The following is a 16,867-nucleotide window of genomic DNA, read 5'->3' as shown; positions in this document are numbered from 1 at the left end:
TCAACATAGAATACATGCGTTCTCTATGGCGAACACTTGATCGTGACACTGTCCGGGTGGCCGCGTTGATTTGCGCGTCTGTGGCCGTGGTGGGGGTGTCCTACGGCGTCACTGCCGGGTCTGCCGGATTCTCGCTCTGGCAACTACTTGTGCTTGCGATCCTGGTGCTCGGGGCATCGTCGGAGTTTCTGTTCATCGGGATCATTGCCGTCGGCGGAAGTCCGGTCGCGGCGGTTCTTGCCGGGTTACTGATCAATTCACGAAATTTTGCCTACGGATTATCTGTCGGCTCATTCCTCGGCCAAGGCTGGCGGCGAGTGGTGGGCGCGCACCTGGTGAATGACGAATCCGTGGCGATTGCCACCGCTCAGTCCACTCTCGCGCGAAAGCGAGCGGCCTTCTGGCTGTGCGGAATCGGAATCGCGATCTGCTGGCCGCTCGGTGCGTTGACGGGCGGAATTCTCGGCTCGGTGGTCCAGAATCCGGCGACGCTCGGACTGGACGCCGCGTTTCCGGTCGTGATTCTCGCGCTGGTGTTGCCGGCATTGAAGGAGAGACTCACGTTGATTGCGGCGTCCGTCGGCGCGGTTGTAGCGGTGGGCACTTCGACCTTCTTGCCATCGGGAATGGCCCCACTTGTGGCCTTGTTGGGGATGGCTGCTGTCCTCCCGTTTCGGGAGAACGCCCGATGAGCGCACTGGGCGTGAGTGTTGCGATCATCGTATTTGCCTGTGGCACTTATGCCTTGCGGGTCAGTGGAGTTCTACTCCGGGCTCGGGTTGCACTGTCCGCTGGGGCGCTTGCGTCGCTCGATCGCAGTATTGTGTGTCTGCTGGTTGCCGTAGCGCTGACGTCGATGCTATTCGACGGCAACGATTTTGGTGGGCCCGCACGTGTCGTCGGCGTGAGCGCCGGCGCGATTGCTGCGTGGTTCAAAGCTCCACTGGTTGCGGTGGTGTTCGTCGCGGCGGGCGTCACCGCACTGCTGCGGTTGTCAGGAATTGCGTAGCGCAGCGTGCGGGTTTGTCAATCGTGCGCGTATTCCGTCGATGAACAGGTCGAGGCCGAACTGGAAGCGGACGGTGGGATCGCCGGCGAGGAGATCGTCGTCGGATCCGCCGCCGATGATCTCCGGGGCGTCGGGGGAGATGGGAGCCCTGGTCAGGGCGCCGAGTTCTTCCATTTGGGCGCGAGACTGTTCGTCGACGGTATGCCCGAGGACGTAGTACAGGACTGCGTAGGCTGCGAGTTCGGCATGTTCCCGTGACAGGCCTGACGTGAGTCCGGCAGTCACGAAGTTCTCGCGCACCTCGCTTGTCGTCATCCGTGACGCGAAGGTGGCGCTCACCAACTCGGCGCCGTCGCGGTGCGCCAGCAGAGCGGACCTAAGTCTGTGTGCCAGTTCGGAATAGGATTCTTCCCAGTTCTCGGCGTCGATCGGGGTGTCCACGCCCTCGAGGATCTTGTCGACCACCGCGCCGAGCAAAGTCTGCTTGTTCGGGAAATGCCAGTACAGGGCGCCGGGCTGAACGCCGAGAGACGTGGCGAGTCTGCGCATCGTGAGGTCGGCCAGGCCGAATTCGTCGAGGATCGCCATAGCGCCGTCCAGAACGTCTCCGCGTCGCAACTGCACGTGTTTGCCCCTCGTTTTCTGTGGATCGAACCGATGGCCTCATCGGAGCTTGCCTTTGACAGTATTCCACCTCGTCTCTAACGTGAACACCGTTCAACTTGTACGGTGTTCAATTTTCCAGTCTTGAAGGAGACTCCCGGTGACTCCGACCTCGGTAAGCACGGCGCCCGCTTCGATCGACATCCTCGACCTCGCCCGCGAGCAGGTCCTCGAACGCGGCGAAGGCCTGAGCGAAAGCCAGGTGCTCGACGTACTTCGATTGGGCGACGAACGCCTGGAGGACCTGCTGGCCCTCGCCCACGACGTGCGTATGAAATGGTGTGGGCCCGAAGTCGAGGTCGAAGGCATCATCAGCCTCAAGACCGGCGGTTGCCCCGAGGACTGCCATTTCTGCTCGCAGTCCGGGCTTTTCCAATCTCCCGTGCGTGCGGCGTGGCTCGATATTCCCAGCCTGGTGGAGGCTGCCAAGCAGACGGCCAAATCGGGTGCCACGGAATTCTGCATCGTTGCCGCCGTCCGTGGGCCGGACGCGAAGTTGCTGGCGCAGGTCGCGGCCGGAATCGAAGCGATCCGCAATGAGGTCGACATTCAGATCGCCTGCTCGCTCGGCATGCTGACGCAGGAGCAGGTTGATCAACTCGCCGCGATGGGAGTGCACCGGTACAACCACAACCTGGAAACCTCGAAATCGCATTTCCCGAACGTGGTCACCACTCACACGTGGGACGAGCGGTGGAACACGTTGCGCATGGTTCGCGAAGCGGGCATGGAAGTGTGCTGTGGCGGAATTCTGGGAATGGGCGAGACGTTGGAGCAGCGAGCGGAATTTGCCGCGAACCTCGCTGAACTGGAGCCAGACGAGGTCCCGCTCAACTTCCTCAATCCGCGTCCGGGAACGCCGTTCGGCGATCTCGAGGTCCTTCCCGCAAGCGAGGCGCTGAAGTCCGTGGCGGCATTCCGCCTCGCATTGCCGCGCACCATCCTGCGTTTTGCCGGTGGGCGTGAGATCACGCTCGGTGACCTTGGTGCCAAGCAGGGAATCCTCGGCGGCATCAATGCCGTCATCGTCGGTAACTACCTCACGACGCTCGGCCGTCCAGCCGAAAGTGACCTCGATTTGCTCATCGATCTGCAGATGCCGATCAAAGCCCTGAACGACACGCTGTGACCGAGTCGGTCACGGACGAGCGATACAACCCGTACACCGGGCGTCGACTCGTCGAGGGCGTCGAAGACCCGACGCCGGCCGCTGCGTCGCTCGGACTCGAACCACCTCGGTTCTGCGAGCACTGCGGTCGGCGCATGATCGTGCAGATCAGCCCAGACGGGTGGTGGGCACAGTGCTCACGTCACGGGGTGGTCGACTCGATCGACGCAAAGCTCAGGTAGCGCGCGGCAGGTGGCAACTCACGTCGGAGGTGTTGTCACCGGTGGGAATTTGTGTGCTTTGATCGCCCCGGTGTTCGGAGGCGGTAGGAACAGATTTCCGCGAAGGCTGCCGCGGGCAGTTCGGACTGCCACCAAGCACCACGTGCCCAATAGCCCGACGTAGGCGATGGCAGCGGCATATCGGAAGGCCGGCAATTCGGTATGCAACGCCAATTGTGTTGTGCCAGTAACAAAAGTGCCGACCGGAAAAGTCAAACTCCACCACGTCAGGGCAAATGGCATTCCCTGGCGTGCCGTCCGGACTGTGAGCGCTGTGGCCAATCCGATCCACAACACCGCGAATCCCCACACGGGAACTCCGAACAGGATCGAAAAGATCCCCATCCCGGATGCCAACTGCGGTGAAACGGCAAGATGCGCATTCGCTCCGAGCAGGCCGACCGCGGTAATGGACTGGCCCAGCGGACCCAGGACGATCCACAGAGTCGGTACACGGGCGGTCCCGGAGGTACCGAAGTGGGCGAGGCGACTCCACACCATCGTGATGATGATGAACGACGCGAACAACGACAGGCCGAACATGGCGTAACAGCCGTAGAGCATCGTCGTGCGTCCGGTGCCGGGCGGCATATGGGGGATGAGCAGCGCGCCGGTCGCGGCGGAGACCATGGGCGGAACGACGGGCATCAGCCACCCGCCGAAGGCCGCGTCCGCTTCGACCTTGTGCTGAGTGAACATCAGGTAAGGGATGGTCATTGCGGTAAATAGTCCGCCGATGGTTCCCATCGTCCACAGTGCCGCGTCGAGGCCGACAGCAGCGCGTTCCCCGATGAGAGACTTTCCGACCAATAGCGCTCCGGCTCCCACTGTCAGAAATGCCATCGGTGCGGCGCCGTAGAAATGCGCCATCTGCGGGTTGTGTGCATGGCTGCGAGCCACCGTCGGATGGCGTACCCAATGCGCCACCACTGCGACGACGAGAACCACGAGCAAAATCGCGGCGAGTGTCCACATCACCTGTGCAAACACTTGCTGACCCCGAACTTGCACGGGGAGTGTTGCTGCTGCCGTCGCGACAATTCCGGTGCCCATGACGGACGCGAACCAGTTCGGCCCGAGATTGCCGAGGATCTGCCCGGGTGATTGCAGTGAGGAAAGTAACCACGGCTGGTGCGGTGCAACCACGATTGCTCCTCGCTCAGGGCGCCAATTGATATGAAATGGTGCGTCAGGTCAGCGTAGCGGCGCCGGCACTGATTCCGAGAGGTTCTCGACTGATGGACGGGGGAAGGTAGCGTCACACAGTGTGATTTCTCTTCGGCGGACTCGACTACGCACTGCCCTTCTCATCGGTTGCTCAACGGCAGCGGTCAGCGCGCTGATCGGAGTGCTGTGGGCGTTCCTGGCGCCGGCCGAGCATCTGTTGGTTGTCGCCGAGGGCCGCGGAATTGCGCTGACCGGGGAGAGTCTTCATCAGTTCGATGCGGTCGCGATCTTTTTCCTGCTTGCCCTGATTCTCGGTGTTCTCACCGGGGTGGCCGCGTGGCTCGCGAGACTCAGCCGAGGGCCGTACGCGCTCGGCGGGTTGATCGTCGGTTCAGTGCTCGGTACTGCACTGATGGCTGCAGTGGGCACCGGCATCGCGAAGTTGCGATTTCCGTCCGTCGACAATCCGGCGGTGGGAGAGATCATCGCCCGGGCGCCCGGCATCGGCACGTTGCTGGTGCTGATCGTTCAGCCGTTGGCGGCGTGCATCACGACATTGGTTCTTGTGGCACTGAGCCCGTACGACGACCTCGGGGTTGCCGACCATGCGGACGACGCGGACGTCGAGGCTGATGTGTTGTCGGAACCCGCGACGCAGGAATTGTCCTGACGGTTGGTCTAGCAGACGCCTAATTGTCCGTTGTCGTTCATACTCAGCGCGTGCCTGTATTCGAAGCTGACATCGCCCGTCCGCGCGCCACAGTAACCACTCCTGAGGTGTTGCTGGGTGGTAGGTCTGCTCGCAAGGTTGTGACCCGCTCGCAACTAGCGCTGTGGAACGACGCCGAGCGGGGTCACGATTCGCTCGCAACGATACTGGCGCAGAACACGATTCGGGCGCAGGACTTGCTGCCGATCCGGCATGGCCGAATGGCGGCATCTCCGTGGACGTACTTCCGGGGCGCGGCCGCGGTCATGGCCGCCGATCTCGGATCGGCGCCGAACACCGGCATCGGGGTGCAGTTGTGTGGAGATGCCCACGTGCTGAACTTCGGGCTCTGGGCCACCCCGGAACGCAACTTGTCCTTCGATCTCCGCGACTTCGACGAAACCGTTCCGGGCCCGTTCGAGTGGGACGTCAAGAGACTCGCCGCAAGCATCGTTGTCCTCGCCCGTGAGAACGGAGTTTCCGAGGACCGTGCAGAAGCGGCGACGGTGGCAGCAATGAGGGCCTACCGCGACAAGATCGAGTCCTACGCTGCAACCCCCGAAATCGACATCTGGTACGACCGCATCGACGTCGACCGTCTACTGGGTTACTTCACCCCGGATACTGCCCTGCGCGCCGGGAAAATGATCGAAAACAAAGCTCAGAGTCGAACCAGTCGGGGAGCGTCACGCAAGCTCACGGAGATTGTCGACGGACGGCGACGTATCCGTGAAGAGCCACCGTTCCGCACCCACGTCGGCGACAGTCAGGTCGAACTTGTCACCGAGGTCGTGGCCGGTTACAGCACTTCGGTTCCGGACCATATCTGGAGTCTGCTCTCGCGATATCGGGCATCGGACGTGGTGCGGCAAGTGGTGGGTGTCGGCAGCGTCGGGATGCGTGTTTATCTTGCACTTCTCGAAGAGCGTCGGACCGGCGATCCGCTTTTCCTCCAGATCAAGCAGGCCGGGCCCTCGGTGTACGAGGGAAACGTCGAACCGAGCAGATACTCGAACTGCGGTGAGCGAGTTGTCCAAGGGCAACGCATGCTTCAGAGTGCGACTGACATGTTCGTCGGGTGGACCAGTGTTGGCGGCATGGATTTCTACGTTCGACAATTCCGCGACATGAAGGTCATTCCCGACGGCGCAACCATCGGACCGTACCTCGCCGAATTCGCAAGTGCGTGTGGGGAAGTGCTGGCTCGTGCTCATGCCCGCAGCGGTGACGCGAGCGCGATCTCCGAATATCTCGGCCAGTCGGACAAAGCCGTTGTGGCTTTGGCGAAGTTCGCGCGCCGGTACGCGGATCAGAACGAGCGCGATCACGCACAGTTGGTTGCGGCGATTGCCCGTGGATCGGTGGCGCGTGCTCCCGGTTGGTGACGGTGGACCGCGCGAGCCAGGCCGAGGACGCTCAACGGGTATTTTGCGAACTCGCTGCGAAACACGACGTTGCCGTGGCTTTGGTCAGCGAAAGCCCCATGCCACCGATCATTCGTCCTTCCTAGGCCGAATCCCCAGAGTTCTCACAGAATGAGCACAACGGCAGCACAAGATTGTGGGCTTACATAGGAGTCACAGTGATTGATTCCTCGAAGGAGATGCCGCAATGAGTGCTCACACAGTTGTTCTCGACCGGGGAGTGGTGTTGGTGACCGATATCGGCCGCGATCACGGAACGCGTGTTGCCGCCGAGTTCCTTGCTGCCGGCTGGAATGTGGCAGTGACGGCTCGGAGCGTTACGGAACTGGTTCGGATCATGGCTGGCAAGCCGGCGCATCGGTTCTTCGCGGTTGTCGCGGATCCGACGGATCGTTGGCAGGCGGATCGCATTCTCGACCGGGTGGGTGCACGTTTCGGCACGATCAACCGCGTGGTCGATCCCACCGGAACCGTCGCCGCAGCATGGATGATGAGAAGTGATGTCGATGCTGTTGCCTGACAGTAATATTCGCAGTCAGCTTGGCGGTCGTAGAGCCGCAAACTCGTCCGTCACGCGCAGCGTGGAGTCGGTGAAGCGGTAGAGCGCCGGCGGACGGCCACCTGATTTCCCGGACGGCGCCGTGTTTCCGGTGGCCGTGAGCACACCGCGTCGGCAAAGGACTCGATGCAGATTGGTTGCATCCACCTGATATCCAAGTGCAGCGCAATAGATTTCACGCAGAGTCGACATCGCGAACTCGTCTGGAGCCAGGCCGAAGCCGATGTTCGTGTAGGAGAGCTTGGCGGCCAGTCGGTTGCGGGCGTGCCGAACAACAGTGCCGTGGTCGAAAGACATCTCCGGCAGCTGCGACACCGGGTGCCAAGCAGTGTCGGATGGAAGTTGAGGGTCCGCGCTCAAGGGAACCAGTCCCAGGAAGGTCGACGCGATGCGGCGCCCACCCGGAACGCGCTGCGGATCGCTGAAAACGGACAGTTGTTCGAGATGTGCGACCTTACGCAGATCGACCTTGTCGGCGAGGAGTCTGCGAGCCGACGTGGTGAGGTCCTCGTCGTCACGCAGGGTGCCGCCGGGCAGTGACCATGTGCCCTTCTGTGGATCGAGCGCGCGCTGCCACAGCAGGACGGCAAGTTCTTCACGTTCATCGGTGCTGTGAGCGCCGTCACCTGCGGTGATGTCAGTGGGAAAGGCGCGAACCTGGAACACCGCTGTGAGCACTTCGTGGGTGGTGTTACTATTGGGCACGTTTTCGATCCTAAGTCGAAAACCTCGATAACGGAAATCCGGGCCAGCCCGTTCGGATTTGAACTGGGTGATGAGCCTGGGTTCACGGTGAAGGAGAACGCCATGACGACCACGACGTTGTGGGAGGGATCGACCTCGCAGATTCACGACGGCCCCGGCGGATACGCAGGAGTCGAAGCGACCCCCGAGTGGGCTGCCGAGGTCAAACGTCTGGCTCGCGAACGCGGTGCCACGATTCTGGCGCACAATTACCAGCTTCCCGCTATTCAGGATGTCGCCGACCACGTCGGTGACTCTCTTGCCCTCTCGCGTATCGCGGCGGAGGCCCCCGAAGACACGATCGTGTTCTGCGGCGTCCACTTCATGGCCGAGACCGCCAAGATTCTGTCGCCGTCCAAGACGGTGCTGATTCCGGACGAGCGCGCCGGTTGCTCGTTGGCTGATTCCATCAACGCGGAGCAACTTCGCGAGTGGAAGGCGGACAACCCGAACGCCCTCGTCGTGTCATATGTCAACACCACGGCCGAGGTCAAGGGCCTGACGGACATCTGCTGCACGTCGTCCAATGCAGTCGACGTGGTCAACTCCATTGATCCCGACCGGGAAGTTCTCTTCCTCCCGGACCAGTTCCTCGGAGCCCACGTCAAGCGCGTCACAGGCCGCACCAACATGCAGATCTGGGCCGGTGAATGCCACGTCCACGCGGGTATCAACGGTGACGAGTTGACGGCGAAGTCCAAGGCTCACCCCGATGCCGAGCTTTTTGTGCACCCTGAATGCGGTTGTGCCACTTCGGCTCTGTACTTGGCCGGTGAAGGTGCGGTGCCCGCGGACAAGGTCAAGATCCTCTCCACCGGTGGCATGCTCGACGCTGCCCGCGTCACGAAGAGCAAGCAGGTTCTGGTCGCCACGGAAATCGGCATGCTGCACCAGTTGCGTAAAGCCGCACCGGATGTCGACTTCCAGGCGGTGAATGACCGCGCGTCGTGCCCGTACATGAAGATGATCACTCCGGCCGCGTTGCTTCGTTGCCTCCTCGAAGGCAAGGACGAGGTTCACGTCGACCTCGAGATGGCCAAGCGTGCTCAGAAATCGGTGCAGCGCATGATCGAGATCGGTAATCCGGGCGGCGGCGAGTGACGAGCCCTGCCGGGCGCTACGCCTGGGAGGCGCATGCCGATCTTGTTGTGGTCGGCGGCGGCGTTGCGGGGCTCACAGCCGCGCGCGTCGCGTCGATGCGCGGGTTGAAGGTGCTCACTGTCAGCAAGGGCGGTCCGACCGATACGTCGACGCAGTATGCGCAGGGCGGGATTGCCGTCGTGGGCGACTTGAGTACCGATTCGGTGGATTCACATGTCGCCGATACCTGCGAAGCCGGTGTCGGACTGTGCGACGAAGCAGCGGTGTACTCCGTTGTGGAAGCCGGGCACGAGGCAGTCGCGGCACTGGCCGCGCTCGGTGCAGTGTTCGATCGTGGGCGTGACGGCGAAGTGTCCCGTACCCGCGAGGGTGGCCACAGCACCAGGCGGATCATCCACGCCGGTGGAGACGCCACCGGCGCGGAAGTGCAGCGGGCACTCAACGCCGCTGGTCTCCCGGTCCTGTTCGGCGCCGCTGCCGTGCAGGTAGTCACCAATCGGCGCGGTGTGTGCGGGCTTGTCGTGTCCTCCCCGGACGGCCTGGGCGTGATCCATGCGCCTGCTGTTCTGTTGGCGACGGGTGGTCTCGGCCAGTTGTACTCGTGCAGTACCAATCCGCCAGGTGCAACCGCTGACGGTATCGCGCTGGCGCTCGCAGCTGGTGCGTCGGTCGCCGACCTCGAATTCGTGCAGTTCCACCCGACGGTTCTGTTCACTCCCGGCGGCCTCGGCCGACGGCCGCTGATCAGTGAGGCCGTACGCGGTGAGGGTGCAATTCTTGTTGACACCAATGGTGATTCGGTGACTGCAGGAGTTCACCCCCTTGGTGATCTGGCGCCCCGTGACGTCGTCTCGCGGGCAATTGCCGCGCGTCTGCGTGACCTGGGCAGCGATCATGTGTACCTCGACGCTCGAAAAGTCGACGGGTTCTCGACGCGATTCCCGAACATCACGGCCTCGTGCCTCGAGGCGGGCATAGATCCTCGGACGCAGCTGATTCCGGTTGCTCCCGCCGCCCACTACTCGTGTGGTGGTGTCGCGACGGACGTCCACGGACGTACCGGAGTTCCGGGACTCTATGCGGCGGGAGAAGTTGCCCGTACCGGTCTGCACGGTGCCAATCGCCTTGCATCCAATAGTCTTCTCGAAGGATTGGTCGTTGGGGAGCGAGCCGGGATCGCCGCCGCGGAGCGACGTGAGGTTCACGCCGAGGTTGTCAACGTCGCCAGCGCACCGCTGCCGATATTGCCCCGCGAGGCCGTTCAGACGATCATGACTACTCACGCATCGGTTGTTCGAGACGGCGCCGGCCTCGAAGCTGCACGCACCGGCCTTGCGAATGCGGAACTCACTCTTGCAGTGAATGCCGAGGAACTCGAGGACGCCGCGTTGACGGTGACTGCGACGGCACTGGTTGCGGTCGCCGCTGCACGTACCGAGAGCCGCGGGTGCCACACCCGCACCGATTACCCGGAAACCGATCCCGATCAGCGTCGCAGCATCCGCATCAAGCGCGGTGCCGATGGCGAGATGGAAATACACGACATGTTGTTGACAGGAGCCCACCGATGACCGCGCAGAAGACCTTGCCGGCCCCCCTCGAGCTTGACGAAGTCCTGACGCTGGTTCGACTCGCTTTGGACGAAGATCTTCGCTATGGACCAGACGTCACCTCCGTTGCGACAGTTCCCGCTGACGCGGCCGCGAAAGCGTCGGTTGTCTCGCGCGCCGAAGGCACTGTTGCGGGAATCGATGTCGGACTGCTTGTCCTCGACGAAGTGATCGGCGCGGGCAACTACGACGTGGTCGATCGTGTTGCCGACGGCACCCGTGTGGTTCCCGGCCAATCGGTGCTGACCGTCGAAGCGCCTACCCGCGGACTGCTCACGGCGGAGCGGACGATGCTCAACTTGGTGTGCCACCTGTCCGGAATCGCCACCGCTACAGCGGCTTGGGTTGATGCCGTTGCCGGCACCGATGCGAAGATCCGCGACAGCCGCAAGACCCTTCCCGGTCTGCGCGCGCTGCAGAAGTACGCCGTCCAGGTCGGTGGGGGAGTCAATCACCGCATGGGTCTCGGTGACGCGGCTTTGATCAAGGACAATCATGTTGCTGCCGCCGGATCTGTCGTCGCAGCACTGCGGGCTGTGCGTGAACTTGCGCCGGACATCGAGTGCGAGGTCGAGGTAGACACCCTCGAGCAGCTTGATCTGGTGCTTGCCGAAAATGTCGAACTTATTCTGCTGGACAACTTCCCGCTGTGGCAGACCCAGATCGCGGTGCAGCGACGTAACACCGCGTCGCCCGCGACCAAGCTCGAATCTTCCGGCGGTCTGAGTCTCGACGTTGCCGCCGAGTACGCGGGTACCGGAGTCGATTACCTGGCGGTCGGTGCCCTTACGCACTCTGTGACGGTTCTGGATCTCGGTCTGGATATGTGACTCTCATGGCCGCCGCCTGTTCGGGGGCGGCCATGAGAGCATGTGTGGGTTCGGCCGTCAGGTCGTCAGGCGAAGCTGGATCAAAACGTGGTCGGTCTCGGCATCGGTGTAGCGTCCCGTTTCCTCGAAACCCATGATGTCGTAGAAGCGTCGTGCCGATCCGTTGAGTTCGTAAACCTCGAGCGTTACCGCTCCGTGCAGTGTCGTTGCATGCTCGACGAGTAGCCGCCCGATTCCGAGTCGTTGAGCCTGTGGTGACACGAACAGGCCGCCGATCTCTGCTCCCAGTAGTCCGAGCAGGCCTACAACCTGCTCGTCGGTTTCGGCAACCCAGTTGTCTGCCTTCACGAGGTAGATGTCGCGCATCTTCGCCTCACGTGCACCTTCGCCCTCGCCGTCGATAAAGGGGTGTGCGAGTTTTGATGCCTGCGACCACAATTCGATGACGGCATCCTCGTCGGAGGGCCGATAGGGTCGAATCTTCACGATGTTGGCGCCTGTTGAGTCCACGGCATCACCCTAGGTCATCTCGAGTTCACAGGAATCTCGCAGCCACTGTGCAGTGGTGTCGCGGGTCCGCGCGCGAAGGTAGTGAATATCACCACCTGTGAAGGGACTCATGATGACCGCAGTTCTGAATCCGGCGCCGCCGCGGCCGCCGGCGCCCCCTGTCCATCACGGCGACCCGTCACAGTCGTGGATTCGTACCCGCGGCGCCGCATCGGCCTTGACTGCGCTTCTCGTAGGCACCGCAGTTCTCTACCTGTGGAACCTGAGCGCAAGTGGTTATGCCAACACCTTCTATGCGGCAGCGGCTCAGGCAGGTTCGCAGGACTGGAAAGCTTGGTTCTTCGGATCGCTGGACACGTCCAACTTCATCACCGTCGACAAACCACCCGCGTCGCTGTGGGTAATGGGGTTGTCAGGACGAATCTTCGGATTCTCGAGCCTGAGTCTGCTTGTGCCGCAGGCGTTGATGGGAGTTGGTTCGGTTGCGCTCGTCTACGCGGCAGTGAAACGCGTCGCGACTCCGACAGCGGGGCTCATTGCGGGCGCCGTTCTCGCGGCAACACCCGCGGCTGCGCTCATGTTCAAGTTCGACAATCCCGATGCCTTGTTGGTGCTCCTGATGACACTGGCGGGTTACTGGGTGGTTCGAGCAGTCGAGACGTCGGTGGGCCGACGCGCCGCGATGTGGATTGCTCTCACCGGCATTGCTCTCGGCTTTGCATTCCTCACCAAGATGCTGCAGGGCCTGATGGTGCTGCCCGCGTTCGGCCTGGCGTATCTGGTTGCCGGACAGGCCAGGTTGCGCGCCCGAGTTCTGCACCTTGCGATCGGTGTTGGTGCGGTGATCCTGGCGGCCGGGTGGTGGGTGCTGGCCGTGTGGCTCTGGCCCGCAGATTCGAGGCCGTACATCGGGGGCTCGACCAACAACAGCGTCATGGATCTTGTCCTCGGGTACAACGGGCTCGGTCGGATCTTCGGGAATTCCGGTGGCGGTGGCGGCGGAATGAGTGGCGGCGCTGCAGGTTCGAGCTTCGGCGGGAGCACGGGCCTCGATCGGTTGTTCGGAAGTGAGATGGGAATTCAGATCTCGTGGCTGATCCCCGCTGCGCTGATTGCACTTGTTCTCGGACTGATAGCGCGTGGTCGTGCCCCGAGAACCGATCTGTTGCGGGCGTCGATGATCGTCTGGGGCGGCTGGTTCCTGGTGACGGGGCTGATCTTCAGCTACATGTCCGGCACCATCCATCCCTACTACACCGTGGCGTTGGCTCCCGCGATTGCCGGAATGATCGCAGCCGGCGGCTACGCATTGTGGTTGGAACGGTCGCGGTGGATCGGGCGACTCGGCCTGGCATCAATGATGCTTGCTGCGGGAATCTGGAGTTGGGTTCTCCTGCATCGCAATTCCGACTGGCTACCGGCTCTCGAATGGATCGTACTGGCAGGGACTGTCGTCGGCGCGGCACTGATTCTCCTCGGCGCCAGGAATCGGTTCCGGAAGTTGGTGATTGCGGGGCTGGTCGTCGGATCGTTGGCCGGCATCGGAGGCTCAGCCTCGTACTCAATCGCCACCGCAGCAACAGCTCACGGTGGATCTATTCCCACGGCCGGCCCGGCCGGTGCCGTATCCGATTCGGGAATGGGCGGCGGGATGACCCGTGGCCAGGCACCTGGCGACAGCATTACTCCTGGTCAGGCACCTGGCAGCAGTACCGATGCGCCGCTGGGCGCCGACGCCACGCCGACCCCATCGGCCGGCACGGGTGCCAACAGTTCCGAGCTGACAGCCATGCTGATCGGCGCAGGCACCCGCTGGTCCGCGGCAACCAACGGTTCGCAGAGTGCCGCGACGTACGAGTTGGCGAGCAATACTGCCGTGATGGCGATCGGTGGTTGGAGTTCGGACCCAGCACCCACGTTGGACCAGTTCATCTCCTATGTCGCGAACGGCGATGTCCACTATTACGTCGCTGGTGGTCAGGGCGATGGCCGCGGCGGCGGTGACAGTACGTCGAGTGCAATCCAAGCCTGGGTGGAAGCCAATTTCGAAGGCACAACCGTCGGGAATGCAACGGTTTACGACCTCAGTGGCTACACCGACTAGGCGGGGCAGGTGCCCGGTCGCCGGACACTGTCGGTCATGATCGAACAATGCCTGGGACAGAAGAGCGCCCGCCGAAGGATCGGCGTCAACGATGGACGTGGCGCGACACCGCGTTTATCGCGGTCGTCGTGTTGCTGGGCGCCGGTGCGGCGCGCCTGACGCAGGACGACGGCCCGGCTGCGATTCCCGGTTGTGAATCCGTCGAAGCGGCCGGGGAGGTGGAGAGTTTTCTGGTCGCCACGATCGGGGGTGACGACCCCGGGTACAACGATCCTGACTATCCGTGGTTCTCCAAGTCGAAAGCAGACGCGATGCGTAGGGCGGTGACTGAGGCACTACCGGTGGACGCCAGACTTGAAGATCCAGGATTCGCCTTCATATTTCCGCCAGTGCGCAACTTCGGCGAGGCCCGGTCGCCCGAATCGGCGGAGGGATTGACCCTCGGTGGTTCGACCACTGCACTTGGTGACATAGCCCGCGGTGATGCGCGAGCAACGGTCTCGGTGGATGTTCGAGAATGGACAGGACCGATTCCGTCGTGTGTCGAAGGTTCCGTAGATCGGCGTGAAGTGCGTGCCGACGGAACAGTTCTCGACTTCTACGAGGCGAAAGACGCTGCCAGTCCATATGCTCAGGACTTTGTCGTAGTCTACGTCCCCGGTGTCAGTCGCGTCTTCGTCTCGGTAACCGGATTTGACGGATCGGACGCGCAAGTCCTGTCGACGGACGAGTTGGTCGACGTCGCTCTCGCGCCAGGTTTTGCTGTGACAGAAGATATTCCGCCGATGACATTCTGTGGCATTCTCACGGTGATGGACGAGGGTGGGGTGGACGAAGACGACGTGTCGAGGCTCAACACTGTGCTCGACGAGCGATGGCGGTGGCTCGGAACAACCGGCCTCAGGCTCGACCGTCCGTTGGGTTCGCTGGTGCCAGACGACTCGGGTAGCGGCCTGTGCGCGGACGTTGTCGTGAGCGCGCCGGGTGCGGCAGCGAACCTGCAAATCTCGATTACCCGGAACGGATTCCGCTTGCTCGAGAACGCCGTAATCCTGCCCGACGATACGTTGATCAGTCGCACCGAGAACCCCGGCACAAGTTCGGTGGCCGTCCAGCATCCGTCCGGCGAGACTGTTGTTGTGCGAACGGTGACGCACACTGTGTCGCCGCTGGTAATCGAGCAACTCGAGTTGATTGCGACGTCACCCGGTCTCGAAATTGCGCCGAGCTAGGGAAGGTTCGATGGAACTGGCAGAATCAGAGGGTATTTGCCGCTTCGACTAGCTGGAGGCAACAAAAAATGGGCGACGTCAGCCCGGCGCGGGGTGGGGACTTTTCCGCGTGGTTCATCGACCAGTTTGCGACGTATTGGCAGTCGGGCGGTGGTGCTCGCATCGAGGGCCGGATCGCCGGCTATCTGCTCATCAGTGAATCTCCGGGAGTCAGTGCCGAGGAGTTGGCCATTGCTCTCGACACCAGTCGTGGATCTGTCTCCAACTACATTCGACGGCTTATCGATCGTGGATTTGTGAAGCTCGTTCGTAAGCCTCGCGATCGAACTCATTATTACGTCATGGATTCCGACGTGTGGGGCGGCTTCCTCGAGAACGAGCACCAGTACCTCGAGAATCAGCGCACGCTCGCGACCGAGGCACTCCAGTATGCAAACCCCAACGGCCCCGCCTACATTCGTGTGCTGAACATGCGCGACTACATGGGCTGGATCATCGACAATCGCATGCTGGGCAGTGAATGGGCTCGATTCAAGGAAGTGCGGGACGGGGCAGTTCAGGACGAGGCAGTTTGGGACGAGGCAGGACAAGATAGAGCAGGGCCCGCACCTGAATAAGGTACGGGCCCTGCGGGTCTCGCCGGATTTATTTGTTCAGTTTTGCGACTGCCTCATCGATCATCGGTGCGTAGCGCTCGAGTGACCACGGGACGGTCAAGGGATTGATCATCGATGATCCCGTCACAAAAGGCTGGTCCGTCGGGGCGATGATAGTTCCTCGTGCGACGGCCGGAATCTGCTGATAGGCGGGCTGCGCTTCGATTTCGGCCCGGTTCGCGGGATCGGAGTAGAAGGTGAACAGCAGATCCGAATTGTTCAGGAGGTGGGCATTCTCGAGGCCGATCACTGCAGAATCGGTACCTTCGGACTCGGTCAGCGTGTTCACGACGGGATCAACCTGCAAGCCCAGTCCGCGAACCATGGCAACTCGCTGCTCTTCGGCGAAGAACACGCCGAGTGTTCCTGGGCCGGTGTTGTAGATGAACGAGAAGCTTACGTCTGCGTAATCGGGATGTGCTGCAGACGATTTCGCGAACTGGTCTTTGATCTTGTCGATCTCGGCGGTGGCTTTCCCGGTTTCGCCCATGGCCTTTCCGATCACGTTGATCTGCTCTTCCCATGTGATGGTCCACGGGCTTTCCTCGTACGCAACGGTGGGTGCAAAGGCGTTGAGGGAGTCGAACTGCTGCTGGGTGATACCGGACCATGGTGCGAGGATCAGATCGGGATCAAGAGCGATGATCGCTTCGATGTTCAGATCGGCTCCGCCGGTGAACTGCTCGGGGAGTTCGCCGCCTTGTTCGGTGACTGCCTCGTGAACCCAGGGGAGGTAGCCGGATTCGTCACTGCCCCATGAATATTTCTCGACGCCGACGGGAATGGTGCCCAGCGCGATGACTGTCTCGGCGGAACCCATGCCGAGCGTGACGATCCGCTCCGGCTTCTCGGTGATGACTGCCTTGCCGAGAGCATGCTCGATAGTGACGGTCTCGAAGTTGCCGGTATTGGTGTCGGTGGTGTCGCTGCTACTGGTACTGCAACCGCCGATTGCCAGGGCGGCGATGACAAGTCCACTCAGGAGCGCAGACCGGCGGAGGGATCGCACGGGGGCGTATCGCATGAAGAGCCTTTCGGTGTCGAGGCGCCGGAGTGCTCTTGTGGCTCTCGTGGATCACCGAGCAAGATGGACTGGCGCACAGGAAGCATAGGCTAGCCTTCCCTGAACTTTCAAGTCAATTGAAAGTTCAGACCGCCTG

18 protein-coding genes are annotated in these 16,867 nt (G+C 62.1%); 13 read left to right on the top strand and 5 right to left on the bottom strand.

What is annotated here, in order from left to right:
* Positions 1-14 precede the first annotated feature (14 nt).
* The gene (locus CJ178_RS07645; RefSeq protein WP_045071069.1) at positions 15-692 is read left to right on the top strand and encodes an AzlC family ABC transporter permease; all 678 of its coding nucleotides are present in this window, start codon (positions 15-17) and stop codon (positions 690-692) included.
* Positions 689-1,009 carry an AzlD domain-containing protein gene (locus CJ178_RS07640; protein ID WP_092800557.1) on the top strand — a complete coding sequence of 107 codons (321 nt, stop codon included), beginning with the start codon at positions 689-691 and terminating at the stop codon, positions 1,007-1,009. Before CJ178_RS07645 ends, CJ178_RS07640 begins: the two co-directional genes overlap by 4 nt.
* Here CJ178_RS07640 and CJ178_RS07635 read toward each other — a convergent pair.
* On the bottom strand, positions 995-1,633 hold the full coding sequence (locus CJ178_RS07635; RefSeq protein WP_045070205.1) for a TetR/AcrR family transcriptional regulator C-terminal domain-containing protein: 639 nt from the start codon (positions 1,631-1,633) through the stop codon (positions 995-997). The two genes, CJ178_RS07640 and CJ178_RS07635, sit on opposite strands and share 15 nt — an antisense overlap.
* A 139-nt stretch (positions 1,634-1,772) precedes the next feature.
* Between CJ178_RS07635 and bioB the strand changes: the two genes are divergently transcribed.
* Together bioB and bsaP are read left to right on the top strand one after the other, a co-directional pair.
* The gene (gene bioB, locus CJ178_RS07630) at positions 1,773-2,801 is read left to right on the top strand and encodes a biotin synthase BioB (RefSeq protein WP_033230938.1); all 1,029 of its coding nucleotides are present in this window, start codon (positions 1,773-1,775) and stop codon (positions 2,799-2,801) included.
* Positions 2,798-3,022, top strand: coding sequence for a biotin synthase auxiliary protein BsaP (gene bsaP, locus CJ178_RS07625; protein ID WP_092800548.1), 225 nt, complete (start codon positions 2,798-2,800; stop codon positions 3,020-3,022). The genes bioB and bsaP overlap by 4 nt, the downstream gene beginning before the upstream one ends.
* Positions 3,023-3,040: 18 nt before the next feature.
* Here bsaP and CJ178_RS07620 read toward each other — a convergent pair whose 3' ends face one another.
* Positions 3,041-4,207 (bottom strand): TDT family transporter, encoded by a 1,167-nt coding sequence (locus CJ178_RS07620; RefSeq protein WP_257013047.1) that lies wholly within the window; start codon positions 4,205-4,207, stop codon positions 3,041-3,043.
* A gap of 121 nt (positions 4,208-4,328) precedes the next feature.
* On the opposite strand from CJ178_RS07620, the gene CJ178_RS07615 reads away from it, so the two are divergent.
* The 3 genes from CJ178_RS07615 (at position 4,329) to CJ178_RS07605 (ending at position 6,881) form a co-directional block, all read left to right on the top strand.
* Positions 4,329-4,898: a DUF2567 domain-containing protein gene (locus CJ178_RS07615; protein WP_095886471.1), complete on the top strand. Its 570-nt coding sequence runs from the start codon at positions 4,329-4,331 to the stop codon at positions 4,896-4,898.
* A gap of 50 nt (positions 4,899-4,948) precedes the next feature.
* Positions 4,949-6,322, top strand: a complete 1,374-nt coding sequence (locus CJ178_RS07610; RefSeq protein WP_373557447.1) for a DUF2252 domain-containing protein — start codon at positions 4,949-4,951, stop codon at positions 6,320-6,322.
* 226 nt (positions 6,323-6,548) lie between these two features.
* Positions 6,549-6,881, top strand: a complete 333-nt coding sequence (locus CJ178_RS07605; RefSeq protein ID WP_045070198.1) for an SDR family NAD(P)-dependent oxidoreductase — start codon at positions 6,549-6,551, stop codon at positions 6,879-6,881.
* Between the two features lie 15 nt (positions 6,882-6,896).
* Here the strand turns inward: CJ178_RS07605 and CJ178_RS07600 are convergent, their stop codons facing one another.
* Positions 6,897-7,625, bottom strand: coding sequence for an NUDIX hydrolase (locus tag CJ178_RS07600; protein ID WP_033230933.1), 729 nt, complete (start codon positions 7,623-7,625; stop codon positions 6,897-6,899).
* A gap of 102 nt (positions 7,626-7,727) precedes the next feature.
* Between CJ178_RS07600 and nadA the strand changes: the two genes are divergently transcribed.
* Genes nadA through nadC form a run of 3 tightly spaced genes read left to right on the top strand, consistent with a single transcriptional unit; the run spans position 7,728 to position 11,205 of the window.
* Positions 7,728-8,765 carry a quinolinate synthase NadA gene (gene nadA, locus CJ178_RS07595; RefSeq protein WP_033230932.1) on the top strand — a complete coding sequence of 346 codons (1,038 nt, stop codon included), beginning with the start codon at positions 7,728-7,730 and terminating at the stop codon, positions 8,763-8,765.
* Positions 8,762-10,336, top strand: a complete 1,575-nt coding sequence (locus tag CJ178_RS07590) for an L-aspartate oxidase (protein ID WP_095886470.1) — start codon at positions 8,762-8,764, stop codon at positions 10,334-10,336. Before nadA ends, CJ178_RS07590 begins: the two co-directional genes overlap by 4 nt.
* A complete protein-coding gene (nadC, locus tag CJ178_RS07585) occupies positions 10,333-11,205 on the top strand; it encodes a carboxylating nicotinate-nucleotide diphosphorylase (protein ID WP_095886469.1) in 873 nt (290 codons plus the stop codon). Before CJ178_RS07590 ends, nadC begins: the two co-directional genes overlap by 4 nt.
* A 57-nt stretch (positions 11,206-11,262) precedes the next feature.
* Here nadC and CJ178_RS07580 read toward each other — a convergent pair whose 3' ends face one another.
* A complete protein-coding gene (locus CJ178_RS07580) occupies positions 11,263-11,715 on the bottom strand; it encodes a GNAT family N-acetyltransferase (RefSeq protein WP_033230929.1) in 453 nt (150 codons plus the stop codon).
* A gap of 112 nt (positions 11,716-11,827) precedes the next feature.
* Here CJ178_RS07580 and CJ178_RS07575 point away from each other — a divergent pair, with 112 nt between their 5' ends.
* The 3 genes from CJ178_RS07575 (at position 11,828) to CJ178_RS07565 (ending at position 15,668) form a co-directional block, all read left to right on the top strand.
* Positions 11,828-13,819: a glycosyltransferase family 39 protein gene (locus CJ178_RS07575; RefSeq protein ID WP_095887880.1), complete on the top strand. Its 1,992-nt coding sequence runs from the start codon at positions 11,828-11,830 to the stop codon at positions 13,817-13,819.
* A 47-nt stretch (positions 13,820-13,866) separates the two neighbouring features.
* A complete protein-coding gene (locus tag CJ178_RS07570; protein ID WP_095886468.1) occupies positions 13,867-15,051 on the top strand; it encodes a hypothetical protein in 1,185 nt (394 codons plus the stop codon).
* A gap of 68 nt (positions 15,052-15,119) precedes the next feature.
* Positions 15,120-15,668 (top strand): GbsR/MarR family transcriptional regulator, encoded by a 549-nt coding sequence (locus tag CJ178_RS07565; protein WP_095886467.1) that lies wholly within the window; start codon positions 15,120-15,122, stop codon positions 15,666-15,668.
* Positions 15,669-15,696: 28 nt separating this feature from the next.
* Here CJ178_RS07565 and CJ178_RS07560 read toward each other — a convergent pair whose 3' ends face one another.
* On the bottom strand, positions 15,697-16,731 hold the full coding sequence (locus tag CJ178_RS07560) for an iron-siderophore ABC transporter substrate-binding protein (RefSeq protein WP_045070188.1): 1,035 nt from the start codon (positions 16,729-16,731) through the stop codon (positions 15,697-15,699).
* Between the last annotated feature and the right edge of the window lie 136 nt (positions 16,732-16,867).

It is taken from the genome of Rhodococcus sp. ACPA4, from assembly GCF_002300185.1.
Taxonomy (GTDB): domain Bacteria; phylum Actinomycetota; class Actinomycetes; order Mycobacteriales; family Mycobacteriaceae; genus Rhodococcus_F; species Rhodococcus_F globerula.
The sequence above is the reverse complement of the archived record's forward strand: the minus strand, read 5'-3'. Positions and strand labels throughout refer to the sequence as shown.